The sequence below is a fragment of the Streptomyces sp. NPDC056479 genome, assembly GCF_042795335.1.
GTDB lineage: Bacteria > Actinomycetota > Actinomycetes > Streptomycetales > Streptomycetaceae > Streptomyces.
In genome coordinates, this window is record NZ_JBHTRZ010000005.1 from 448,793 (window position 1) to 471,661 (window position 22,869).

At 72.6% G+C, this 22,869-nt stretch carries 26 protein-coding genes and 2 pseudogenes; 10 read left to right on the plus strand and 18 right to left on the minus strand.

Translation table 11 applies throughout. The features are described 5' to 3' along the window. Positions 1–20: 20 nt before the first annotated feature. The 6 genes and pseudogenes from ACFQ6S_RS22345 to ACFQ6S_RS22370 form a co-directional block, all read right to left on the minus strand. Positions 21–1,124 (minus strand): CU044_5270 family protein, encoded by a 1,104-nt coding sequence (locus ACFQ6S_RS22345; protein ID WP_383412392.1) that lies wholly within the window; start codon positions 1,122–1,124, stop codon positions 21–23. Beyond that, positions 1,121–1,777, minus strand: a complete 657-nt coding sequence (locus ACFQ6S_RS22350) for an RNA polymerase sigma factor (protein WP_383412395.1) — start codon at positions 1,775–1,777, stop codon at positions 1,121–1,123. The genes ACFQ6S_RS22345 and ACFQ6S_RS22350 overlap by 4 nt, the downstream gene beginning before the upstream one ends. Positions 1,778–1,937: 160 nt before the next feature. Then, complete coding sequence (locus ACFQ6S_RS22355) at positions 1,938–2,507, minus strand: tellurite resistance TerB family protein (protein ID WP_383412398.1); 570 nt, start codon at positions 2,505–2,507, stop codon at positions 1,938–1,940. Positions 2,508–2,786: 279 nt separating this feature from the next. Continuing rightward, entirely contained in the window at positions 2,787–3,107 is a 321-nt protein-coding gene (locus ACFQ6S_RS22360; protein WP_383412401.1) for a GYD domain-containing protein, read from the minus strand. A 94-nt stretch (positions 3,108–3,201) separates the two neighbouring features. After that, a pseudogene (locus ACFQ6S_RS22365) lies at positions 3,202–3,509 on the minus strand (TetR-like C-terminal domain-containing protein); the annotation flags it as partial. Positions 3,510–3,555: 46 nt separating this feature from the next. Continuing rightward, positions 3,556–3,981: an organic hydroperoxide resistance protein gene (locus ACFQ6S_RS22370; protein ID WP_383412404.1), complete on the minus strand. Its 426-nt coding sequence runs from the start codon at positions 3,979–3,981 to the stop codon at positions 3,556–3,558. A gap of 266 nt (positions 3,982–4,247) precedes the next feature. Here ACFQ6S_RS22370 and ACFQ6S_RS22375 point away from each other — a divergent pair, with 266 nt between their 5' ends. The 4 genes from ACFQ6S_RS22375 to ACFQ6S_RS22390 all read left to right on the plus strand — a co-directional run bounded on the left by ACFQ6S_RS22375 (position 4,248) and on the right by ACFQ6S_RS22390 (position 6,851). Beyond that, positions 4,248–5,270, plus strand: coding sequence for an alpha/beta fold hydrolase (locus tag ACFQ6S_RS22375; RefSeq protein ID WP_383412407.1), 1,023 nt, complete (start codon positions 4,248–4,250; stop codon positions 5,268–5,270). 48 nt (positions 5,271–5,318) lie between these two features. Further along, positions 5,319–5,513 (plus strand): hypothetical protein, encoded by a 195-nt coding sequence (locus tag ACFQ6S_RS22380; protein WP_383412410.1) that lies wholly within the window; start codon positions 5,319–5,321, stop codon positions 5,511–5,513. A 74-nt stretch (positions 5,514–5,587) separates the two neighbouring features. Next, positions 5,588–6,151 carry a CGNR zinc finger domain-containing protein gene (locus ACFQ6S_RS22385; protein ID WP_383412413.1) on the plus strand — a complete coding sequence of 188 codons (564 nt, stop codon included), beginning with the start codon at positions 5,588–5,590 and terminating at the stop codon, positions 6,149–6,151. Between the two features lie 82 nt (positions 6,152–6,233). Next, positions 6,234–6,851, plus strand: coding sequence for a dihydrofolate reductase family protein (locus ACFQ6S_RS22390; protein WP_383412416.1), 618 nt, complete (start codon positions 6,234–6,236; stop codon positions 6,849–6,851). A gap of 23 nt (positions 6,852–6,874) precedes the next feature. On the opposite strand, the gene ACFQ6S_RS22395 is transcribed toward ACFQ6S_RS22390, so the two are convergent. After that, the gene (locus tag ACFQ6S_RS22395; protein WP_383412419.1) at positions 6,875–7,813 is read right to left on the minus strand and encodes a LysR family transcriptional regulator; all 939 of its coding nucleotides are present in this window, start codon (positions 7,811–7,813) and stop codon (positions 6,875–6,877) included. 97 nt (positions 7,814–7,910) lie between these two features. On the opposite strand from ACFQ6S_RS22395, the gene ACFQ6S_RS22400 reads away from it, so the two are divergent. Continuing rightward, complete coding sequence (locus ACFQ6S_RS22400; protein ID WP_383412422.1) at positions 7,911–8,438, plus strand: SRPBCC domain-containing protein; 528 nt, start codon at positions 7,911–7,913, stop codon at positions 8,436–8,438. Here the strand turns inward: ACFQ6S_RS22400 and ACFQ6S_RS22405 are convergent. Next, complete coding sequence (locus ACFQ6S_RS22405; RefSeq protein ID WP_383412425.1) at positions 8,435–10,108, minus strand: transglycosylase domain-containing protein; 1,674 nt, start codon at positions 10,106–10,108, stop codon at positions 8,435–8,437. The genes ACFQ6S_RS22400 and ACFQ6S_RS22405 overlap by 4 nt on opposite strands. Next, positions 10,105–11,133: a sigma factor-like helix-turn-helix DNA-binding protein gene (locus ACFQ6S_RS22410; RefSeq protein WP_383412428.1), complete on the minus strand. Its 1,029-nt coding sequence runs from the start codon at positions 11,131–11,133 to the stop codon at positions 10,105–10,107. Before ACFQ6S_RS22410 ends, ACFQ6S_RS22405 begins: the two co-directional genes overlap by 4 nt. Before the next feature lie 224 nt (positions 11,134–11,357). On the opposite strand from ACFQ6S_RS22410, the gene ACFQ6S_RS22415 reads away from it, so the two are divergent. Beyond that, positions 11,358–11,873, plus strand: coding sequence for a SigE family RNA polymerase sigma factor (locus ACFQ6S_RS22415; RefSeq protein WP_383412431.1), 516 nt, complete (start codon positions 11,358–11,360; stop codon positions 11,871–11,873). Then, on the plus strand, positions 11,863–12,588 hold the full coding sequence (locus ACFQ6S_RS22420; RefSeq protein ID WP_383412433.1) for a hypothetical protein: 726 nt from the start codon (positions 11,863–11,865) through the stop codon (positions 12,586–12,588). Before ACFQ6S_RS22415 ends, ACFQ6S_RS22420 begins: the two co-directional genes overlap by 11 nt. A 30-nt stretch (positions 12,589–12,618) precedes the next feature. Here ACFQ6S_RS22420 and ACFQ6S_RS22425 read toward each other — a convergent pair whose 3' ends face one another. The 8 genes and pseudogenes from ACFQ6S_RS22425 to ACFQ6S_RS22460 form a co-directional block, all read right to left on the minus strand. After that, entirely contained in the window at positions 12,619–13,188 is a 570-nt protein-coding gene (locus tag ACFQ6S_RS22425) for a cysteine hydrolase family protein (protein ID WP_383412436.1), read from the minus strand. An 84-nt stretch (positions 13,189–13,272) separates the two neighbouring features. Next, positions 13,273–13,497, minus strand: a pseudogene (locus ACFQ6S_RS22430) (ornithine decarboxylase); the annotation flags it as partial. A gap of 82 nt (positions 13,498–13,579) precedes the next feature. Next, positions 13,580–14,608 carry a Ppx/GppA family phosphatase gene (locus ACFQ6S_RS22435; RefSeq protein WP_383412439.1) on the minus strand — a complete coding sequence of 343 codons (1,029 nt, stop codon included), beginning with the start codon at positions 14,606–14,608 and terminating at the stop codon, positions 13,580–13,582. A 38-nt stretch (positions 14,609–14,646) separates the two neighbouring features. After that, complete coding sequence (locus ACFQ6S_RS22440) at positions 14,647–15,672, minus strand: iron-containing redox enzyme family protein (RefSeq protein ID WP_383412442.1); 1,026 nt, start codon at positions 15,670–15,672, stop codon at positions 14,647–14,649. Beyond that, positions 15,669–15,896 (minus strand): CDGSH iron-sulfur domain-containing protein, encoded by a 228-nt coding sequence (locus tag ACFQ6S_RS22445; RefSeq protein WP_383412445.1) that lies wholly within the window; start codon positions 15,894–15,896, stop codon positions 15,669–15,671. The genes ACFQ6S_RS22440 and ACFQ6S_RS22445 overlap by 4 nt, the downstream gene beginning before the upstream one ends. Beyond that, positions 15,880–16,557, minus strand: a complete 678-nt coding sequence (locus tag ACFQ6S_RS22450) for a HemK2/MTQ2 family protein methyltransferase (RefSeq protein WP_383412448.1) — start codon at positions 16,555–16,557, stop codon at positions 15,880–15,882. Before ACFQ6S_RS22450 ends, ACFQ6S_RS22445 begins: the two co-directional genes overlap by 17 nt. A gap of 58 nt (positions 16,558–16,615) precedes the next feature. Next, a complete protein-coding gene (locus ACFQ6S_RS22455) occupies positions 16,616–16,786 on the minus strand; it encodes a hypothetical protein (RefSeq protein WP_383412451.1) in 171 nt (56 codons plus the stop codon). Between the two features lie 105 nt (positions 16,787–16,891). Beyond that, complete coding sequence (locus tag ACFQ6S_RS22460) at positions 16,892–18,418, minus strand: FAD-dependent oxidoreductase (protein ID WP_383412453.1); 1,527 nt, start codon at positions 18,416–18,418, stop codon at positions 16,892–16,894. A 150-nt stretch (positions 18,419–18,568) separates the two neighbouring features. Here ACFQ6S_RS22460 and ACFQ6S_RS22465 point away from each other — a divergent pair, with 150 nt between their 5' ends. Then, positions 18,569–19,042 (plus strand): SRPBCC family protein, encoded by a 474-nt coding sequence (locus ACFQ6S_RS22465; protein WP_383412456.1) that lies wholly within the window; start codon positions 18,569–18,571, stop codon positions 19,040–19,042. Positions 19,043–19,184: 142 nt separating this feature from the next. Here the strand turns inward: ACFQ6S_RS22465 and ACFQ6S_RS22470 are convergent, their stop codons facing one another. Further along, a complete protein-coding gene (locus tag ACFQ6S_RS22470) occupies positions 19,185–20,402 on the minus strand; it encodes a cysteine desulfurase-like protein (RefSeq protein ID WP_383412459.1) in 1,218 nt (405 codons plus the stop codon). A gap of 75 nt (positions 20,403–20,477) precedes the next feature. Here ACFQ6S_RS22470 and sigJ point away from each other — a divergent pair, with 75 nt between their 5' ends. Together sigJ and ACFQ6S_RS22480 are read left to right on the plus strand one after the other, a co-directional pair. Next, positions 20,478–21,422: an RNA polymerase sigma factor SigJ gene (gene sigJ, locus ACFQ6S_RS22475; RefSeq protein ID WP_383412462.1), complete on the plus strand. Its 945-nt coding sequence runs from the start codon at positions 20,478–20,480 to the stop codon at positions 21,420–21,422. Positions 21,423–21,525: 103 nt separating this feature from the next. After that, on the plus strand, positions 21,526–22,737 hold the full coding sequence (locus ACFQ6S_RS22480; protein ID WP_383412464.1) for an NAD(P)/FAD-dependent oxidoreductase: 1,212 nt from the start codon (positions 21,526–21,528) through the stop codon (positions 22,735–22,737). Positions 22,738–22,869: the final 132 nt, after the last annotated feature.

Sequence of the window (22,869 nt, forward strand, 5' to 3'; positions counted from 1 at the left end):
GCCGGGGCGGCCGGGTGGGGTCAGCCCGCCTGTGACGGGGTCTGCTTCATCTCGTCGACGATGGCCCGCTGCATGATGGCGCTGGTGTAGAGCACGGTGCCGGGCGTGATCAGGGCGTCCGTGCCGGTGGACTTGCGGACCTGGACGGTGCGCTCGCCGAGGAAGACATGGGTCTTCCGGTCGAAGATCCACTCCTCGCGCTGCCCGCTGGTCTCGTCGAGCCGGGCCACCGCCACCCCGTGCCGTCCCGCGGCGTCCACCGCGTCGTCGACCACGACCACGCCGGGGATCTTCGCGGCGGCCTTGAACAGTGCCGGGTAGAGCTCCGCCGGGGGGTAGCTCTCGCCGAGCAGGTCGCCGATGGTGGTGAAGGCCTGCTGGTCGGGCGAGTTGCCCATCCCCTTCGTCTCCTTGTAGATCTTGGCGAGCAGTGCGTCGGGGTCGGTGGTGAGCTTCGCCAGGTAGTCGTACGAGGGACCGTTCAGGGTCGCCTCCGGGGTGTTGCCCTGCTCGTCGGGGAGGCTCAGGGTCTCGCCCTCGGGGCCGTCGTTGACCGCCGGGTCGATCAGCCAGCCCTTGGTGCCGTCCGGCGACTCCCACACCTGGCGGGTGTGCAGCGCGTGGGAGGCCAGGCTCGACTTGTCGCCGACGGTCCTGATGAAGCTGTCGGCGGACTTGGACTCGACGTAGACGTACTGGCCGGGCTTGACGTCCGGGTGGGACACATCCGCCGCCGCCAGCGAGATCTCGCCGAGCAGCCGGGGTACGTCCTTGCTGCTCGCGGCGCCGATCTGCGTGGTCAGTGCCGGTCCGGTGGCGACGCCGCCGTCCCTGACGCCGGCGCCACCGCCGCTCTGCCACACTCCGGCGACGACCGCCGCCGCCACGGCGACCGCCGTCAGGGGCAGCGCTATCGCCGGACGCGGAAGGCGCAGCCGCCGGGTCTTCGCGGGCGCCGGGGTGGCGGTGCGCTCGTCCTGCTGCATGTCGTGGATCTGGGCCATCAGACGCTCCTTGTGGAACTCGTGGCGGCCCGCCGGCAGGTCACGCGCCGTCCGGGAGAGCAGCTCCGTCGTGCTCTGCTCCCCGTCGGCGGGGTGCTGCCGGGACGTGTTCGCGTTCATCGGTTTCCCTCCTGCGCGGGCCGGATCACGCTGGTGTGATCACCTCTTGTCTGTCGGGCGGGACGGCCGCCTTCCCGATTTCCGCGAACTTTCTCGTACGACGTCCTGGGCGCGGCCCGCACCGGCCGCTCCTCGGCGTGCGCGCGCAGCTTCTTGCGGGCCCGGGACAGCCGGGAGGCCACGGTGCCGACGGGGATCCCGAGCGCGACCGCCGCGGCCTCGTAGTCCAGGCCCTCGACCAGGCAGAGCGTGACGACCTCACGTTCCGGTCCGCGCAACTTGGCGAGGGCGGTGAGGGCGGTGGAGACGCGGCGCCGGTCGTCGACCCGGTCGGCCACCTCGTCCGCGTGGTCCGGCACCGACAGCTCGGCCGCCGCGGCGGCGCCCGCGGCGGCCCGGTAACGCCGGTTGCTGCGGTACTGGTTGCGGGCGGTGTTGGTGGCGATGCCCAGCAGCCAGGGCCGCAGCGAGCCGCCTTCGGGGTCCACCCGGTCGCGCAGCCGCCATGCCTCCAGGAAGGTCGCGGCCATCACGTCCTCGGCCACGGACCAGTCGGCGGTGAGCCGGAAGGCATGGTTGTAGACGGCGCGTGCGTAGGCGTCGAAGAGCTCCGCGAACGCGCTCGATTCCCCGGCCCGTACCCGGGTTCGCATATGAGTGCTCACCTCAATGAGCTGTCCGGCACCCCACGCCGACTTCCGTGATGTGCGCCACACTCCGGCCGAGGGCCGAGCACCCATGACGACACGGCGGGACCGGCTCCCTCGCCCGGCAGCCTACGGCGGCCCCGCCGACGTCGTGGTCACCGCGGTGTCAGAGGCCGAACTCCTGGGTGGGCAGGCCGAGGACCGAGCACGCCTCGCGCAGCACCTGTTCCTCGGCCGGCGCGATGTATCCGTCCGCACCCGCCACGACGAAACCGGTCTGGACGACCGCCCTGGCCTCGGCCGGCTTCTTGGCCGCCTTGGCGATCTCCTGGAGGGCCTCGGCCTTGCCCTGCTGGAAGTTGAACCCCATCTGGTCGACATGCTTGTTGAAGCGGGTGCGCAGCTGCTCGGACGGGAAGTTCTGCAGGACGTCGTTGTTCAGGATCAGCGACTCCACGTGCTGCCGCTCGGCGGGGTCGACGTGTCCGTCGGCCGCGGCGACCAGGGCGCACATGGCCATGCTGGCGTCCCGGTAGGCGCCGCTCTTCAACTCCGTCTTCAGGGAGGTGAGCTGGGACTTCAGCGTGCTGACCAACTGCGCTTTGGATCCTCCGCGGGACCCGGAACCCGGCCGCCCGTGCCCGGCGGCCCCGTGCCCACCGGCCCCCCGCGTGCCGCCCTGCGCCTGCTGCTGCAGACCCTTGGCCTGGTCCTTGATCCGATCCCACATAGCCATCCGTGCCACCTCGGCTTCAGCCCGTGTCGTTCCGGTCGTCCGTGCGCGCTTCGCGTGTCACCCAGCCAACGTCTGCCCCGCCCGGCGAGTTCCACCACCTCGGGAATCGACGAAGTCCCGACCCGTGCGGGTGACTCCAGGGCGTGCTGACGTAGTGCGGCCGGCACCGGACGTACGCTCGGCCGCCTGCCGAGACCGGGATCCCTCGCCGCGGGCCGCACCACGCCGGACGCCGATCGCGCGGGCCTGGAGTTTCCACCCCGAGTGCACCGGCCCGGTCTATTTCCCGGGCTCGCGGAAGGCGACCTGTCTGCGGGCCGCCTCGTCGATCTCCTCCAGGGTGAGCAGGGGGGTGGCCCGGGTGTGGAGGGCGCCGCTGGCCTTGACGGTGAGGCTGACCGCGGCCATGGAGACCGGGTCGGGGAAGTCGACGATGAGGACGATGTCGTCCTGCCCGAAGGCGAAGTACATGGCCTCGACCTTGCCGCCGAGGCCGCTGACGACCTGGTCGACGGCGGCCCGGCGGCCACTCGCACCCTCCCTGAGCAGCCCCTTGGTGCCCTCGGGGGTGTAGGTCGCCTGGATCAGGAACTTCGGCATCGGGACGCTCCCTGCGCATCAATGGCCATCGCCGGTCCGGTACGGGCATGGCCTTCCCGCTGCCGGGCAGGACCCCTCTGCCGTGCGGCCGGATTCACCCGTTGGCAGCCGGACCGGCGTTGGCGGCGTCGAGTCCGTCGGGGCGGAAGAGGATGCGGTACATCAGGGGTGCGACGACCCGGTCGACGACCGTCTCGACGTCGGGAACGCCTCCCCCCGCTCGCCCGCGCCGCCGACGATGACGCCGATCTGCTCGGCGGCGTAGGCCGAGCACCGGCCGGCGTTGCCGCCGGCAGGGCCGCCGAGCAGGGCCGCCGAGCAGGGCCGCCGAGCAGGGCCGCCGAGCAGGGCGTCGCGGAGGTGGGCGCGTCCTGTCGGGGAGGCCATCTCGTCCAGGAACTGCCCGGTTCTTCGGCGACACGTTCGCAGTCCGCGCGTGCGGGCCTTGTCAGACGGCCTTCGCGTTGACGACGACGGGGATGTTGCCGCGCGTCGCCTTGGAGTAGGGGCAGATCCGGTGGGCGGCCGCGCCCAGTTCCGTGGCGGTCTCCTGATCGACGCCGCCGAGTTCGACGTTGAGCACGGCGGACAGGCCGAACTCGCCGTCGTCGCCGTGGTTGAGGGTGATCTCCGCGCTGATGGCGGTGCCGGCCGGCCTGACCTTGCGCTCGGCGGCGGCGCGGCGCACGGCCCCCAGGAAACAGGCCGCCCACCCCGCCGCGAACAGCTGCTCGGGGTTGGTGGCGTCGCCGGCCCCGCCCAGCTCCTTCGGAATCGCCAGAGTCGTCTGCAGAAGCCCGTCCTCGGACCGGACGCGGCCACCGTTGCGGCCCTCTCCGTCGACGTTGACGACTGCGGTGTAGCTGACGGCCATGACTGTTCTCCATCCGTGAGTCGAACCTGCCGGCGGACGCGTCTCCATGCCTTCGCGTCACCGGTTCAGGCGGTGACTGGATGCTTGCAGTTTGTTCGTCACCCGTCAAGGTGGTGATGAACGGGTTCTATTTGAGCGCTACTTGAGGTGCATAGGCTCTCGCTTCGATTTTGCGTCACCGTCTTGACCGGTGACGCTTGCGCGTGTGACAGTCAGTCGACGCACAAGGTCGTCGCACACCATCGATCGCCCCCGGAGGAATCCGCATGATCAGCAGGCGAAGCTTCAGCAGGGCTCTGGGACTTGGCACGGGTGCGGTCGCCGTCTCGCTCGCCGGTATCCAGGGCGCGCGGGCCGCGTCCGCCGTCGCTCCCGGCGTGCACACCGCCTTCCCGCGGCTGAAGCAGGTCAGGGCCGGGCTGCTGGACGTCGGTTACGCCGAGTCGGGCCCCGCGCACGGTCCCGTCGTGATCTGCCTGCACGGTTGGCCGTACGACATCCACAGCTATGTCGACGTGGCTCCGCTGCTGGCGCAGGAGGGGTATCGGGTGATCGTCCCGTATCTGCGCGGGCACGGCACGACGCGGTTCCTGTCCGACCGGACGTTCCGCAACGCCCAGCAGTCGGCCATCGCCCTCGACGTCATCGCGCTGATGGACGCCCTGAAGATCGAGCGGGCCGTACTGGCCGGCTTCGACTGGGGCTCGCGTACCGCCGACATCGTCGCCGCACTCCGGCCCGAACGCTGCAAGGCGCTGGTGTCGGTGAGCGGATATCTGGTCACCAACCGCGAGGCCAATCTCAAGCCCCTGGCGGCCTCGGCCGAGCACGCCTGGTGGTACCAGTACTACTTCGCCACCGAGCGCGGCCGGATCGCCATGGAGACCAAGGACCTGCGCCGCGATCTGACCAGGCTCGTCTGGGAGACCGCCTCCCCGACGTGGGACTTCGACGACGCCACGTTCGAGCGCACCGCCGCGGCCTTCGACAACCCCGACTACGCGGCCGTCGTCATCCACAACTACCGCTGGCGGCTGGGCCTCGCCGACGGGGAGCGCCGCTACGACGGACTGGAACGGCGGCTCGCCGCGCGGCCAGTTATCGGGGTGCCCGCCATCACCCTCGACGCCGAACGGGACCCCTTCACCGTGCCGGGCGGCGGCGCCTCGTACCGGGACAGGTTCACTGGCGCGTACGAGCACCGCACCCTGACCGGCATCGGCCACAACGTGCCCCAGGAGGCGCCCGCCGCCTTCGCCCAGGCCGTCATCGACGTGGATCACTTCTGACGCACCTGCTTGACAGGTGATCACCGGAGAATGAAAGGGAGTTCGGCCATGGAGAACACGAGCATCGTGGACGGCGCCGCCGCGGCCCGCCGGGCACGGTTCGGCAAGCTGCCCGAGCGTGTCCGCCGCGACGAGCTGGTCGAGGAGAAGCAGGCCACGCCGACCGATCCGACGCGGTACGCCCATGATCCCGAAGGGTCGTGGCGCTACTTCTCCTGTCTCGCCGTCGACCTGGGCCTCTGAGCCGTGGGGACTGTGGGAGCCGTCGGCAGCCGCGGGACTTGCCCGGATCGGGCGTCACCGGTCAGAATGGTGATGTGAATCTCGACCATGTCTTCGTCTGCGGAAACCCGGCACTCGACTTCGCCGCCACGCTGCGAGCGCGGCGCACGGTGCGCTTCGAGATGTTCGTGACGCCGGACAGGCTGAACGCATGGTACGTGGAGTCCGGCATCGTCGACGCGGTCTCACCCGGCCGGGAGGCCGACGTCGAGGAGGCGACGACCGTACGGGAGGCCGTCTACCGGCTGGTCACCGCCCGCCGGCTCGGGGAGGAGTACGACGGGGCGGCGCTGACCGTGGTGAACAACGCGGCCCGCAGGCCGCCCGCCGTACCGCAGCTCACGCCCTCGGGACGCTGGACGCAGGCGACGCCGCAGGAGGCGCTGTCGATGGTGGCGCGCCACGCCGTCGAGCTGTTGAGCGGTCCGGACGTGCCCCTGCTCAAGGAGTGCGGCAACCCGGAGTGCACCCGCACCTACATCGACCGCTCGCGGGGGATGCGCCGGCAGTGGTGCGGGATGGATTCGTGCGGCAACAAGATCAAGGCGGCGGCGTACCGGGCCCGCAGGAAGACCGGCCCCGCGACGGCCGCCCACTGACACGGGCGGAGTGTCGAATGTGCGCTTCCCCGATCGACGTGGGAGTGAAGGCAGCACATCCCCTGACACAGGAGCACCCGTCGTGACGGTAACCGCGGACCTGGCCATCTCCCTCGACGGCTATATCGCCGGCACCGGCGTCACCCTCGACAACCCGGGCGGGGACGGCGCCGAGCCGCTCTTCGAGTGGATCCACAATCTGGCGAGCTGGCGGGAGCGCCAGGGCATGACGGGCGGGGAGGAGAACCGGGACTCCGAGCTGATGCGCGAGTGGTTCGACGCCACCGGTGCGGTGGTGATGGGCCGGACGATGTACGACACGGGTGAGGAGTTCTGGGGCGACAACCCGCCGTTCCGGGCGCCGGTCTTCGTCCTCACCCACCGTCCTCGGCCCACCCTGGTCAAGGAGGGCGGCACCACCTTCACCTTCGTCACCGACGGCATCCACAGCGCCCTGCGGCAGGCCGGGGCCGCCGCCGGTGACCGGAACGTCGACATCGCGGGCGGCGCGCACACGGTGCGGCAGTACCTCGGCGAGGGGCTCATCGACGAGCTCCAGCTGCATGTCGTCCCCGCACTCCTCGGCGACGGGCTACGGCTCTTCGAAGGGGCGGGAGCCGGGCAGCGGCGGCGACTGGAGCCGGTCCGGGTCGTCGACACGCCCCTCGCCACCCATCTGAAGTACCGGTTCGCGCCCTGACGCCGATCGTGGTCGGGGCCCGCCTACCAGTCGCGGGCGGCGGCCTGGAGGCGGTCGCGGACGCGGACCACGGCGGGGTTGGCCTCGACGCCGGGACGCTGGACGAGGAACAGGGTGTTCAGCGGCGGCTCCTGCGGCTCGTGGAGCAGGACGAGACGGCCCGAGTCGAGGTACTCCTGGCACAGGGAGCGGGGCAGGACGCTGTAGCCGGCGCCGGCGTTGACCGCGGACAGGACCGCGTAGAGGTTGGGGACGGTGACCGCGGGGCGGGCGGTGAGCTGCTTGCCGAAGATGGTCCGCCAGTAGCGCCGCACGATCGGCAGGTCCTCGGCGTAGGAGACCAGGGGGACCCCGCGCAGGGCGGCGCACGGATCGCCGTCGGCGCCGGGGTGCGCGGCGATGCGCCGGGCCCAGGCGGGGGAGGCGACGAGCAGGTAGTCCTCGTCCGCGAGCGGCACGGACTCCAGGGCGCGGCCTCGGGGGCGACGGGTGGTGATGACCAGGTCGTGGCGTCCCGCCCGCATCTCCTCCATCAGCGGTTCGGGCAGCCCCTGGGCGACGCGCAGCTGGACGCCGTCGGCGACCAGGGGGACCAGCGCGGGCAGGACACGGACGCACAGCAGCTCGGAGGGCCCGGCCAGGTGCACGGGCGCGGCCGCCGCATCCGTGTCGTGCAGGGTGGCCAGCGCGTCGAGCGGGCCGGCGATCCGGGCGGCGAGCTCGTGGGCGTACGGGGTCGGTTCCACGCCGCGCGGCAGGCGGGTGAACAGCTCGCGCCCGCTCTGCTGCTCCAGGGTGCGGATCTGGGCGGTGACCGTCGGCTGGGACAGCCCGAGCGCGGGCGCGGCGGCGGTGAAGGCACCGGCGCGGTAGACGGCCAGGAAGGTGCGCAGCAGATTCAGGTCGGCGTGCGCCGGAAGCTGTGCGGTGTCGGGGGAGGGGCCGGGCGTCCGGTGCTTCATACCGCCCATCGTAGTCCCGTACGGCATCAGGGTTCCGATAGGAGGAATCGGTGTTCCTATTGGTTTTCCGATGCGGCCCAAAACTAACGTCGCTGCCATGAGTACTCAGAACGCGATCAACTGGCCCGAGAAGTACCTGCCCGGAACCGGCGACAACTTCGTCTCCAACGAGGTGATCGTGCGAGGCCTCACGGCCGCCGGCATCTGGCACTTCCTCACCGACACCTCCACCTGGGAGTCGTACTACGACAACGTGGCCGGGATCTCCTTCCCGCGCGGCGGCGGGCGCGCGCTGGAGGCCGACCTCGTCTTCGGCTTCGGCACCTTCGGCTTCCCGCCCCTGGCCGCCCGCGTCGTCGAGTTCCGGGCCCCGGCCCCGGGTACCCCCGGCCGGCTGTCCTGGACCGCCGGGCAGGACGGCCCGCCCGAGGAGCGCCTCGACGTGCTGCACGCCTGGCTGGTCGAGGACCTGCCCGGCGACCGGGTGCGCATCCTGACCCAGGAGACGCAGATCGGCCGCCCGGCCGCGGAGCTGGCCAGGCAGCTGCCGAACCCGATGCTCAACGGCCACCAGGCATGGCTGGACGGCCTCGTCACCGCCGCCTCCGCACGGCACGGGCACTAGGCCGCCTCCCAGATCCCCTCGGCCACCCCCGCCACGAACTCGACCGGGGACGGCTTGTTCGGCAGCTGCGCCGGTACCGTCGTGCCCTTCTTCGCGCCCGCCCGGTCGGCGAACAGGGCGACCGTCAGGGTGAGCCGGCTGTCGTAGCCGGTGGTCCACACGGTGCGGCGGGTGGTGCCGCCGCCCGCCCCGCCGGTGGTGAACAGCTTCGCGGCCGCCGGGCCGACCGCTTCGACGGGCTTCAGCCCGCCCCCCGCGCGGGCGCCCGCCACGATCGCCTCCTTCTCGTCCAGCACGCGCTGCACGTCGGGCCGAGCCCGGTAGACGGTGCGGCCCTCGCGGGTGATGCGGGCGACGGTGTACGGCGCCGCGTACGCACCGTCCGCCGCCAGCGTCGCGTACGCCGACGTCAGGTTCAGCGGGGTCGGCGCCGGCGTCCCGACCAGCCGGCGCAGGGGGTCGCCCGCCCGTGCGAGCCCGCCGAACGGCTCCAGTGCCGTCCCCGCCTCCACCGCCCCGCTCACCGCGTCGTTGAACGGCTGGCGCGCGTAGTCCGAGCCCCCGTACAGCAGTCGTACCGCCCCGTCGCCGGGCACCATCCCTACGACGGCGGTGTGCACCCGGACGCCGTCCTTGCCCCCGGGATGTCCCTGGACCAACTGCGTGGCACTGTCCTGGAGCGCCAGGTCGAAGGTGGTCGTCACGTTGTAGCCGCCGCTCGCCAGCTGGTCCTCGGTGATGCCGAGCCGGGCGGCCGCCTCCTTCGCGGCGACGTCGATCAGATACTGCCGTTGCCCCTCGGTCTCGCCGGGCGGATAGAACCGGAACGCCGGGAAGCGCGCCGCCGCCCGCTGCTGCGCCGTGATGGTCCCGCCCGTCGCCATCGCGTCGAGCACCCACTCCCAGCGGTCGCGGAGTTTCGCGGTCACCTTCGGATCGGAGCCCGCCTTCTCGTAGTACGAGGGGATGTTGACGATGGACGCGAGCGCCGCGCCCTGGGCGACCGTCAGTTGCCTGGCGTCCACGCCGAAGTAGTTGCGCGCGGCGGACTGGATCCCCGCGGCGCCCCGGCCGAAGTACACGGTGTTGAGATAGCCCTGAAGGATGTCGTCCTTGCTGCGGGTGCGGTCCAGCTTGATCGCGATGAGCGCCTCACGTGCCTTGCGGGACAGCGAACGCTCCGGACTGAGCAGCGCGTTCTTCACATACTGCTGGGTGATGGTGGAACCGCCCTGCGGGTCGCCGCCCGTCAGCGTCGCGAGCGCCGCCCGCGCGATGGCACGCGGTGAGATCCCCTTGTCGGTACGGAAGGAGCGGTTCTCCGCGGCGATCACCGCCTCCTGCACATGCCGGGGGATCGCGGACAGCGCGACGTCCTGCCGGTCGACCGGGCCGCGCCGGCCCAGATAGGCGCCGTCCGCGTCGAGGAAGACGGTGCTCTGGGTGACGGTCTCGGGGTGCGGCTTCGGGATGGCCGTCAGCTGATACGCCACCACGGCCGCCGCGCACAGCGTCGCGACCAGGGCGACGAGTGCGTAGCCCAGCTGGCGAAGGCGCCGGCCCCGGGTGCGGCGGAACCGGATCCGCAGCGGGGCGCGCTCGCGGTGCCGGGGCGCCGATGCAATGACTTTCCTCAACAGCCCTGGCCTGTCGCTCCGGTTCCCGTTCATATCCGCCACCACTCGCGGCCGGACCGGGCGGCGACCTTGCCCGCGGCGTCGTACACCGTGACGATCCGCTCGTCCCCCTCGGTGGACAGGACCGACTTCATGTCCTTCTCGGGCACGGGTGCGCTGGCGTACCACAGGCCCCAGCCCGGACTGCCCGCCAGGACCAGGACCTTCGCGGTGGCGCTTCCCTCGCCCGTCCGCACCTCGACGCGGCTCGGCTCGCCGGTCAGCCCGCGGAAGACGCCCGACAGGAAGAAACCGCCGTTCACGCTGTCCATCCGCACCTCCACGCCCGGTTCGTCGAGCGGGAGGCGGCTGTTGTCCCGGGGGACGGCCACGGGCACCGACCAGTGCCCGCCGTCGGAGGTCAGCCACACCCGCACCCCCGGCCCGGCGGTCACCCGCTCGCCCGGCGCCACGACCCGGACCGAGCTGGTCGCCGAACGGGCGCCGCCACCGGAACTCCCGTCCTCGGCACCGCCGTTCCCGACCTGGCCGGCGGCCAGCAGCGCGGCCGGCGCCAGCAGCGCCGCACCGGCGACGGAGGCCACGGCGACACGGCGTCGCCGCCGCACGCCTCCCTGTGCCAGGACGTCCGCCAGCGGCGCCTCGGACGGCACGACGTCCGCCACGGTACGGGCGTACAGCTCGCGCAGCCGCCCGCGGTCGGTGCCGGCCGCCCTCAGACCGTGTCTGAAACGGGCCCGCACCGCGCCCGCCGAGCAGCCCAGCAGCTGGGCGGTCTCCGCGTCCCCGAGCCCCTCCCAGATCCGCAGCACCAGAACGGCCCGCCGCCGCGCCGCCGGCCGTCCGCGCAGCGGACGCAGATGGCTCCGCAGCAGAGCGCGCCGTACATGGAAGTCCACGTCATTGCGTGGAACACGGCGCCACCGGGCGCACATCCGCACCAGCGTTCTCCGCACCAGTTCCTCCGCCGCACCCGGATCGTCGGTGAGCAGCCGCGCGGTAACCACCAGCCGGGGCCAGTTGGTGCGGGCGTACGTGGCGAAGTCAGTGGGTGGCACGTGGGCGGTCCTTCGACTCGGGAACACGGTCGTGGCCGCACGCGCAGGTAGGTTGAGCAGCCGACGAGCCAACTCCGTTGAGAAAGAGGGAGCCTGGAACCCGTGTGCGTCGTCTTCCCTGTGGGGTTGCGCTTCGCCGGATGCGACCTGTGCGACCTACGGGACCTGTACGCACGGCGGAGGTGGCCGGGTTGCAAGGAGAGGACACGGATTCCGGTGGAGGCATGACCGAGGACGAGTTCGACGCCTTCTACGCGGCCGCGTTCCCCCGGCTGACCGGACAGCTGTACGCCTTCACCGGTGACCACGGCGAGGCCCAGGACGTCGTGCAGGAGGCCTTCGTACGGGCCTGGGACCGGCGACAGCAGTTCCTGGCGGACAGCGCCCCCGAGGCGTGGATCCGCACGGTGGCCATGCGGCTGGCGGTGAGCCGCTGGCGGCGGGCGAAACGCTGGCTGGAACTGGTACGGCGCACTCCGCCGCCCACGTCCACACCGGGACCGGACCCCGAGCACACCGCGCTCGTGGCCGCCCTGCGCGAACTGCCCGAGGCACAGCGGATGGCGATCGTCCTGCACCATTTGTGCGACCTGAGCGTGCAGCAGGTAGCCTCCGAGACCGGCGCGCCGGTGGGCACGGTCAAGGCGAGGCTGGCGCGGGGGCGGGCGGCGCTGGCGCAGCGCCTCGCGGCGGACGAGGCCGACGGGCCGGTACGGGAGGAGAGCGGCCGTGTCCGATGAACTCTCCTCCGCACTGCGCGAGTTGGCCGCGAGCCGGGCGACGCAGCCGGCCGTCGACGGCAAGGCGATCCGGGCCCGCGCGATACGCCGCAGGCGCCAACGTACCGCTGTGGCCCTCGGCGCGGGGACCGCGGCCCTCGTGCTGCTGGGCCTCGCCCTGAAGCCGGCCCTGAACGGGCACCCGGACCAGCCGGCCGCGCCGCGGATCCCGGCCGCCGACGGCACGGCGACCGGCCCGGAACGGTCCCTGCCGCCTTCCTCGGCCGCCCCGGCGCCCGTCTCCGGCACGCTCTCCCTCCCCGAGCGCACCCTCACGGTCGGCGGCCGGGTGCTGCCGGTCCTCTCGGCCTTCGACGGCCGGACCAGGCTCACCGGCTCGCTGACGGTGACCGCCAAGCACACCGAGCGCGACCTGGTCGTCGACGTGCCGTCCGAGGGGCCCCTCAAGGTGAACGTCCCCTACGTGGTCGAGCTGCGCGACACACAGGGCCGGCTCCTGCGCGTCGGCATGTACACCAAGCCGCTGGCCCTGGGCGACCCGGACACCACCGGCGACTGGCTCGGTCTCGACGGGGCGGACGCCAAGTGGTTCTACTCCCGCGTCCGCCTCGGCGACCGCATGGCGCTGACGACCGTCACGGCACCGAGCGCCACCCCCTCGGACCGGGCCTCGGCCGCCCGGGGGGAACGCGGCGGGGCGGAGCAGACCACGTGACCGCGGCGACCTTCTCGATCTGGGGACGCGCTATCGGGCGGCCGGGTCGAAGTCGACCCCCTTCGCCGGCACGATCCGGGCGCCCATGTTGCGTTCCATCATTTCCAGGGCGGCTTCCGCGAGGTGCGGATGGATGGCGGCGACCGCGTCCTGCGGCACGGTGACGCCCAGGTGGCGGATGTGCGCGTCCAGCGCCGAGTACAGCACGCACTGCTCGGTCACCTGACCGCACAGCACGACATGCCGTACGCCCAGCTTCCACAGCAGATAGGACAAGGGCGTCTCGTAGAAGATCGAATGGCGGGCCTTGACCACGAACAGTGAGTTCTCGTCGGGCTTGATCGGGTCGATCAGCTCGCCGTGCGGACCCGACAGCGCGGTGTCGACGAGTTCCCCGTGGTGGGAGCGCCAGCTTCCGAAGTTGTCGTTCGCGTAGATCACGGGTACGTCCGCCTCCCGCGCCCTGCCGATCAGGTCCACCAGGACGGGCACGACGCGGCGGGCGGACGGTTCGAGCAGCTCGGCGTCCGCGTGGTCGTAAGTGTTGATCATGTCGATCACGACGAGGGCGAGCCTCCTCGTGTCCGTGTACCCGTTCACGGCGGTGCCTGTCTTCGCGGCGTTCGCGGTTCCGGCGCCGGGTACCCGGCGGCCCGACCGGGCTAACGCGATCCCGCTTGCCGCTCAGCCTCCCGCGTCTCCCGGGTCGTCCGCGACGACCCGTACGGTGTCCAGGTCGCGGTCGGCCGCGTCCGGCAGGAACATGCCGGCCTCGACCCCGGTGACCAGGTATTTCAGCACCGGCTCGGTCAGGCGCTCGCCGGGCAGGACCACGGGGATGCCGGGCGGGTGGGGAGTGATCATCTCGGCGGCGATCCGGCCGGAGGCCCCGGTGGCGGGGACCTTCTCGTGCCGCGCGCACCCATGCCGGCCGGGTTCCCCGGGGCCCGGCCGGCATGCGGAGGTGCCACCGCTGGGCCGTGCTCCCGGTTCAGGACACCGGCGAGGGCGAGGCCACGCGCAGGGGCCGTGGGACCACGGCCACTCCGTCCAGGCCCTGTCCCAGGGCGTCGCACCGCTCAAGGTCGGCCCACCAGTCGGCCCCCTCCTCCAGGTAGCGCAGGAGGATGCCCTCGCGCAGGGCCCAGGGGCAGATCACGAGGTTCTTCAGGCCGCTGAGCTTCATCGCGGAGTGCCCGATGATCGCGCCCGCCAGGGACTGCCGGGCCCGGGGCGCGGAGATGCCGGGCAGGCCGGCCCGCTCGGCGATGGACAGCCCGACCAGCCGGTCGGCCGCCCGGCGCAGGTCGCGTCGGCTCAGCACCCGCTCGATGAAAGGGCCGTGCCGGCCCGGAGCGGTGCCGCAGAGCCGTGCCAGCTGCTGGAAGGTCCGTGAGGTGGCGACGGCGGTGTGCGGATGTTCCCAGCGGATGCGCGCGGAGACGTCCCGCAACTCGTGCCGCACCTTGCGGCGCAGGGCGAGCACCTCGGACGTCGTGGGCGGGTCGGTGCTGCGGAAGAACTCGTTGGTGAGCCGGTTGGCGCCGAGCGGCAGCGAGGCCGCGAACTCCGGTGTACGGCCGCGTCCGAAGGCCACTTCGAGGGTGCCGCCGCCGATGTCGAAGAGGGCCAGCGGGCCCGAGCGCCAGCCCATCCAGCGCCGCGCGCCCAGGAAGGTCAGCCGGGCCTCGGCCTCGCCCGGCAGGACGCGCAGCCGCAGCCCGGTCCGGCTGTGCACCGTGTCCAGGACGTCCGCCCGGTCGGGCGCGTCGCGCACCACGGCCGTCGCGAACGCCAGCGGCTCCGGCGCGTCCCACTGCCGTGCCATGTCGACGGCCGCGCTCAGCGCCTTGACCAGACGCTCGGTGGCCTCCTCGCCGAGGCGGCCGTCCCCGTCGACGTGTTCGGACAGGCGCAGCTTCCACTTCGCGGTGTGTACCGGAAGCGGCACCCCGTCCCCCACGTCGCACACGGCCAGCCGGACCGTGTTGGATCCCGTATCCAGCACACTTATTCTCACGGGCCGGGGGTACCCCGTGCCGGGCGTTTGATGCATCGTCAATGAATCACGCGGGGCGTGCGCAGCGCACTGCCGCCCTCGCGCCAGGCGCCGAGCAGTACGGCCGCCAGCCGGTCCTCGAGGTGGGTGGTCGCGCGGATCCCGAACACCACGTCGGCCTCCAGCCGCGGTTCGCTCTCCAGGAGCCCGCCGACGACGTCGTGCCGTACCACCTGCTCGTGCACGGCGTCGGCCTCCACGTGCTCGGTGTAGAACCGTACGGCCGCCGGGCCGGCGCCCACCCGGTCCAGGGCATCGGCGAGCCGGCGCGAGGCCGGGGACGAGGTGACCTCGACGGCGGCGAAGTGCCCGACGAGCGCCGCGCGCCGCGCCCGGTGCAGTCCGAGCAGGGACATGAGGTTGACGGTCGCCAGCGCTTCGGCGGGCGCCGCATCGACATAGGTGCCGTACGCCGTGTCCAGCCCGAGGTCCGCCATCAGGTCGGCGAACAGCTGGGCGTGGATCTCCTCGGCGCGGCCGCCTCCGAACTCGTCGAACTCGACGGCGACCATGGCCGCCTTGGCCCGCCCGTGCAGCCGGGGGATGACCCAGGCGTGCGGGTCCGCCTCCTTGAGGTGGTACAGCGAGCGCAGGGCCGCGTACTCCCGCATCTGTTCGAGGTCGCCCCGGTCGCGGAGGAAGTGCGAGACGCTGTCGGGGGCGTCCACCGGCTCGACCTGGAGCCCGTCCAGCGCCCGCAGGGCCGTGTCGGTGCCGTCGACGGGCACGTCCCGGCGCAGCGCGCCCAGGAAGCGGTCCTCGAGCGCACCGCGGTACGCCAGCAGTCCGCCGTCCCACTCCAGGTCGTCGGGCACGTCCTGGAAGCCCTGGTAGTGCAGCTCGTAGAGGACGTAGAGGGCCAGTTGCAGGTCGTCGCCGTAGGGGGCGGCGGGCTCCGGGGAGGGAAGGCTCCCGGGGTCCGATCCGCGCAGCAGAGCCGTCACGGCGCCGGAGAGCGCACCGCGCGGCGCGGGCAACGGCGGTGCCCGGTGCCGCGACTGCGGTCGGGGGCCGGCGTGTGTCACGTGACCCCGCCTTCGCCGGTGCGCGCGGCGCGGCGGCGGTGGCTGGTGTCGCACCAGGGGAAGATCCGGCTGCGGCGGCAGGTGCAGATCGCCACGGCGAACCGGTTCGAGGTCGTCACCTCGCCGTCCTCGCCCACCACGTCGACGGGCCCCTCGACCAGCAGCGGTCCGTCGCGCTGCACGCGGACGCGGACCCGTCGGGGACGTTCAGGTGTGTTCGGCACGGATCACCACCAGCTCCTCCGTCGTACCGTCGGCCGTCAGCCCCTGTCCGCTCAGCCAGGCCAGCCGTGACCGCAGGACGCGACCGAAGGGCAGCAGGGTCCGGTCGACGACCTCCGCGCGCAGACCGGCGTCGGCCAGGCGGGTCAGCGTGGCGCCGACGCCGCACAGATGCGAGTGGACGAGCAGCAGCGTCCCGGTCGGGCGCAGCAGCGTGGGCGCGTTGTCGCAGAGGCGGTCGATCAGCAGGCGTCCGTCATGTCCGGCGTCCCAGGCCCTGGCCTGCCCCCTGGGCGGCGCGGGGTCGGGGGCGGGCACATAGGGCGGGTTGGAGAGCACCAGGTCGAAGCGGCGGCCCGGCACCGCGTGCGCCAGGTCGCCGTGGCGCAAGCGCAGGGCCTGGCCGTTCAGCCGGGCGTTGCACCAGGTGGCGGCGAGCGCCCGCCAGGAGATGTCGACGGCGGTGACCCGGCCGCCGAGGCGCGCCGCCTCCACCGCGAGAATGCCGCTTCCGGTGCCGAGGTCCAGTACGTCCGTGCGTGCCGTCACGCCCTCCCGGCGCATCGCCCGCCCCAGGAGCCGGCTGTCGGTCTGCGGAGGGTAGACGCCCCGGGGGACCCAGCAGCGGAGCGGAGGGGCGGCGGCGAGGGCGTCCGCTGTCATGGGCATCCTCCGCTGCGAGGTCGGTGGGGTACGTCGGTCCTCGCCGAGGGGCGGTGGCTCAGTCCTCGCCCCGGACGATGTTCCAGTCCGCGCTCGTGCGGGCCGGGCCACCCGTGTCCTCCACGGCGGGGAGGCACGTACGGATCACCTTGCCGCGGCGATGACGGGACTTCGTCCAGCCGGTCTCGGGCACATGCAGGACTTCCTTCTTGAGGGTGCGCGCGGTCACGGCGCTTCAACTTCTCTCTGGTCTCGCTGCGAAAGGAGCCTGAGCCGGCTCTCGATGACGTGCCGCCCGGGTTCCCTCGCGCCTGGCCGGAAAACATCGCTCCCCTCACAGGTCGCGCTTCTTCAGGGGCCGCACGGCGGGTCCCTGGAGGATCCGGCCGTCCGGGGCGAAGCGGGAGCCGTGGCAGGGGCACTCCCATGCCTGTTCCGCCCGGTTGAAGGCCACGAGGCAGCCGAGGTGGGTGCAGCGCGCCGACACGGCCCGGAGTCGACCGTCGTCGTCGCGGTGTACGGCGTACTGCCCCGTGCCCACCCGCACGACGGCGCCGTCGCCCGGCGGGATGTCCTCCGGCGCGGGCCCGGTCAGCGGCGGTATCCGGTCGCCGACGAAGTGCCGGGCCACCTGCGCCTGGTGCTTCAGGAAGGCACCGCCCTCGCGCACCACGGAGAGCAGCCGGCGGGGATCGTAGAGGCCGCTCCACTCGACCTGCTGTCCGGTCACGAGGTCGCCGAGCAGACGGCCCGCCATGATGCCGCCGCTCAGACCCCAGCCGCCGAACCCGGTCGCCACATAGGTGTGGCGGCTGCCGGGGTGCAGCGGCCCGACGAGCGGGACGGAGTCGGTGGAGTCGTTGTCCTGGGTGGCCCACCGGTGCGTGAGCGTGACCTCGGGGAAGCGGCTCTCGGCCCAGCCGGTCAGCCGGGCGAACCGTTTCTCGACGTCGGCGGCGCCGGGAGTGAAGTGCTCCCCGGTGACGATCAGCAGGCGCTCGCCGTCGCCGAGGGGTGCGGTGCGCACGGAGCGCGTGCCCTGCTCGGGGGTGATGTACATGTCGCGCGGGGCCTGGCCTTGGTCGATGGCCCCGGCCACGACCAGTTCCCGGCGCGGGGACAGCCGGGTGAAGAGCAGGGCCCGGTCGAAGACGGGGTAGTGCGTGGCGATCACGACTTCGCGGGCGCGCACCGACACACCCGCGTCGGTCGTCAGCACACAGGGTTCGCCTTCGCTGAGCCCGACGACCCGGGTGCCCTCGTACACCGAGCCGCCGTTGCGGCGCAGGTCGTCCGCGAGCGCCAGCAGGTACTTCCGGGGGTGGAACTGCGCCTCACCGCTCACCCGGACCGCTCCGGCGACCGGGAAGGGCAGCTCCGTCTCCGTGACGAACTCGGCCGGCAGACCGGCCTCACGTGCCGCCTCCGCCTCCGCCCGCAGCTCCCCTACGCGCCCCGGGTCCTCGGCGTAGGTGAAGGCCGCCGCCTCCTCCCACTCGCAGTCGATGCCGAGCTCCGCCACGGTCTCGGCGGCGTGCCGGATCGCGGCGGACTGCGAGCGCGCGTACAGCCGGGCGCCCTCGGGGCCGCGGGTGCGGCGCAGGCGGTCGTAGACCAGGGTGTGCAGGGCGGTGAGCTTGGCCGTGGTGTGCCCGGTGACGCCGGCGGCGAGGCGTCCCGCCTCCAGGACGGCCACCTCGCGTCCCCGCCGGGCCAGTTCCCAGGCCGTACTGAGTCCCGCGATGCCGCCGCCGACCACGGCGACGTCGACGGTGAGGTCACCGGCCGGTGGGGGAGCGGGGGCGCCGGGCGGCGCGGTCTGGAGCCAGTGGGACCCGTGGAACTCACTCTCGGCGTTCATGGCCGCCGAGTTCCCCCGCCGCCGACCTGATACGCGAACCGGCGCGCCGACGATCTTTTACGCCGGATTTCCCGGGTACCCGGCGCCTCGAACACGCACGGGGTCGGCCCATCGCGGCCGGCTCCATGACGAGCGGACCAGGAGGGATCGATGAGCACGGTCAAGGAAACGGTCGACGTGGAGGTTCCGCTCCGCAGGGCGTACGACCAGTGGACGCAGTTCGAGGACTTCCCGAACTTCATGGAGGGCGTCGACGAGATCACCCAGCTCGACGACCGGCACAACCACTGGACCACCAGCATCGGCGGGGTGCGGCGCGAGTTCGACACGGAGATCGTCGACCAGCTGGCGGACGACCGGATCACCTGGCGGTCCGTCGGCGGTGACACCCGGCAGCGCGGCTCGGTCCGGTTCGAGCGGCTGGACGACACGCACACCCGGGTGGAGCTCACGATGGACGTCGAGCCGACCGGTGCCGCCGAGAAGGGCGCGGACGCGCTCGGCGTGATCGACCGCCGGGTGAAGGGGGACATGCGGCGCTTCAAGGACTACGTCGAGGGCGGCGGGAGCACCGGCGGCTGGCGCGGTCGAATCCGGCCGCAGGACCCCGGCACCAGCCTCTGACAGAAGCGGACACCACGGCCGGCCCCGCGTTCTCGCGGGGCCGGCGAGTGAGTGCGGGCGGTCCGGTCGAAGCGAACCCACGGAGGTCGATCATGCAGGGCGAGGCGGACCGGATCGCGCAGCCCCGCCGAAGGCGAACGCCTCAGCGGCCGACCCCGGTTGACAGGAAGGACGCGAGGCCCTCGAGGCAGCGGTCCACGTCGTCGGCGGTGTTGTAGGGGGCCAGGCCCACGCGCAACGCGGGGTTCTCGATCTTCAGCGCGGTGAAGGGCTCGTGGGCGTAGAACGACCCCGCCGGTGCCACCACGCCCCGAGCGGCCAGGTGGGCCTGGGCCTCGCGGGCGTCGCGGCCTTCGAGGGTCATCAGCAGCGTCGGGGTGCGGTCGGCGGCCTTCGAGTGCAGGGTGAGCGCGTCCCCCAACGCCCGCAGGCCGTCCTGGAGTCGGGTCCGCAGCGACCGCTCGTGCGCGTGCAGGGCGTCCAGCGAGTGCGTCAGCCGGTCCCGTCGTCCGGTCCCGGGGCCCGGGTCCGCCCCGGCGAGGAAGTCGACGGCCGCGGTGGCGCCCGCGAGGATCTCGTACGGCAGCGTGCCGAACTCGAAACGCTCCGGGACGGTGTCGGGGGAGGGCAGGAGCTTGTCCGGGCGCAGGGTGCCGAGGAGATCGGGCGCCGCCGCGAGCACCCCGCAGTGCGGTCCGAGGAACTTGTACGGCGAGCAGACGAACAGGTCCGCCCCGAGCGCGGGTACGTCCACGAGATGGTGTGCGGCGTAGTGGACGCCGTCCACGTACACAAGGGCGCCGACGTCGTGGGCGCGGTCGACGATCCGGCGCAGGGGCGGCTTGGTGCCCAGCACGTTGGAGGCCGCCGTGACCGCGACCAGCCGGGTCCGGGAGGTCAGGGCCCGCTCGTAGGAGCCCAGATCCAGTTCCGTGGTCTCCGGGTCGATCTCGATCCAGCGGACCGCCACCCCGGCCCGCTCGGCCGCCTGCAGCCAGGGGCGCACGTTGGAGTCGTGGTCCAGCCGGCTGACGACGATCTCGTCGCCCGCGCGCCAGGTCTTGGCGAGGTGGCGCGAGAAGTCGTACGTCAGCTGGGTGGCGCTGCGTCCGTGGACGATGCCGTCCGCGGGCACGTTCAGCAGGTCGGCGTACGCGGCGCGGAAGTCCGTGACGGCGCGCTCGGCGTTGCGCTCGGACGGGCTGACGCCGCCCCGGTTGGACAGGGGGCCGGTGAGCGTCGCGGCGATGGCGTCGGCGACCTCGCGGGGGGTCTGCGTTCCGCCCGGTCCGTCGAAGAAGGCGAGGCCGCTCTCCAGGGAGGGGAAGTGGGCCCGCAGGGCGGTGACGTCGATGGTCATGCTCACGGCCTACCCCGGCGGCGACCCCGTGCCACGTGAAGCGAGGGATCAGGAGGAGAAAGCTAGGATCCCGCCATGGCCCTCACCCTGGACGACGTGGACCGGTTCGAGGCGGCAAGGCCCCGTCTGGGGGCCATCGCCTACCGCCTTCTGGGCTCCGCGAGCGAGGCCGAGGACGTCGTACAGGAGACGTTCCTGCGCTGGCAGGCCGCCGACGTCGATCGTGTCGAGGTGCCCGAGGCCTGGCTGACGAAGGTGCTCACCAACCTGTGCCTCAACCAGCTCACCTCGGCCCGCGCGCGCCGCGAGACCTACGTGGGCCAGTGGCTCCCCGAGCCGCTGCTCGCCGGGGATCCGATGCTCGGCCCGGCCGACACCGCCGAGCAGCGCGAATCGGTCTCGTTCGCGGTCCTCGCCGTACTGGAGCGCCTCTCCCCGGGCGAGCGGGCGGTGTATGTGCTGCGGGAGGCCTTCGGCTACCCGCACCGGGAGATCGCCGAGATCCTCGATCTCACCGAGGCCGCCAGCCAGCAGATCTTCCACCGCGCCAAGCAGCACGTCGCGGCCGGCAAGGCACGTACCGAGGTCGACGAGGCCGCTGCCCGGCGGGTCGTCGAGGAGTTCCTCGCGGCCGCCACCAGTGGCCGTACCGAGCCGCTCGTACGGCTGCTCACCCAGGACGCCGTCTCGATCGGCGACGGCGGGGGCAAGATCCCGGCCCGCGCCAAGGCGTTCGAGGGTGCCCTCGCGGTCGCGAAGTTCCTGCGCGGCCTGTTCCGGCCGAGCAAGGCCAAGCGCTCCCTGGTCGGTGGTTCGCCGGAGGTCTACGCCTTCACCGCCAACGGCGACCCGGCCGTCGTGGCCGTCGTCGCCGGCCGGGTCGTCGGCGTGATGTGCCTGGAGGTGACCGCCGAGGGCATCGCCGGATTCCGCAACCAGGTCAACCCCGACAAGCTCGAACGCGCGACGCGGCGGTGGGCGGCCTCGGACCACGGGGAGCCGCTGCTTCACGCCTTCTGATCACAATGTGACCTGCTTCACACCGTCCTTCTGTCAGGAATCGGCGGGCCGTCCGGTTCAAGGGGCGAACCCGCTGAAGACAGCCGAAGACAGGAGTACGGACATGCAGCACCGCATCGTCGTCCTCGGAGCCGGATACTCCGGAGCCATCGCCGCCGGGCGTCTCGCCAAGCGGCTGCACCGCGCGGACGTCGCCATCACCCTCGTCAACGCCGAATCCGACTTCGTCGAGCGCGTACGGATGCACCAGCTCGCCGTCGGACAGGACCTCAGGCCGCGGCCCTTCAGCGAGATGTTCGCGGGCACCGGCGTCGAACTGAGGCCGGCGAGGGTCACGGGCGTCGACGTCGACCGCAGGAGGGTCAGCGTCGTCGACGCGCACGGCGACGAGGCGGCAGAGCCCGAGGAGCTGGAGTACGACACCCTCGTGTACGCCCTCGGCAGCGCCTGGAACGACCACGGTGTCCCCGGTGCCGCCGAGCACGCCCACCAGATCGCCGGCCGCCCCGGCGCACTCCGGCTGCGCGAGCGCCTGGCCCGGCTGGAGGCCGGACAGCCCGTGGTCGTCGTCGGCGGCGGCCTCACCGGACTCGAGGCCGTGACCGAGATCGCCGAGGCCCGCCCGGACCTGGACGTCGCCCTCGCCGCTCGCGGCGGACTCGGCGACTGGCTCTCGCCCAAGGGCGCCCAGCACCTGCGCAAGGTCTTCGGCAGGCTCGGCATCACGGTGCACGAGCACGCCGCCGTCGCCGCCGTCGGAGCGGACCGGGTGACCACCGCCGACGGCACCACGATCCCGGCCGCGGTGACCGTCTTGACCACCGGCTTCGCCGTCCACCCGATCGCGCGGGCCACCGCCCTGGAGGTCACCGGCACCGGCCGGATCGTGGTCGACGGGACCATGCGCTCGATCTCGCATCCCGAGGTCTACGCCATCGGCGACGCGGCCATGGCGATGGGCCCCGGCGACAAGCCGCTGCGCATGTCCTGCGCCTCGGGCACCCCCATGGCCTGGCAGGCCGCCGACTCCATCGCGGCCCGGCTGACCGGCGGCAAGCTCCCGAACGCACCGCTGCGCTACTTCAACCAGTGCATCTCGCTGGGCCGCAAGGAGGGCCTGATCCAGTACGTCACCGCCGACGACCGCGCCGTGAACGCCACCCTCGCCGGCCGGTTCGCCGCCGTATACAAGGAGTTGGTCTGCAAGGGCGCCGCCTGGGGCGTCGCCAACCCGACGCTCGGCATCCCGACCCGGCGCCGCCGCGTCGTACGGCAGCCGTCCCCGGCGGGCTCCGCGGTCAGGACGTCGGCCTGACGCACACAGCGAAGCGGGGGGCCCCCCCCCGGGGGGGGCCCCCTCTTTTTCTGTGGGGGGCGCGCCTACCACCAGGCACCCCCTTTTTTCAAGTCCTCCCCCCCCCCCCAAAGAAACAACCCGGGTGCTTCG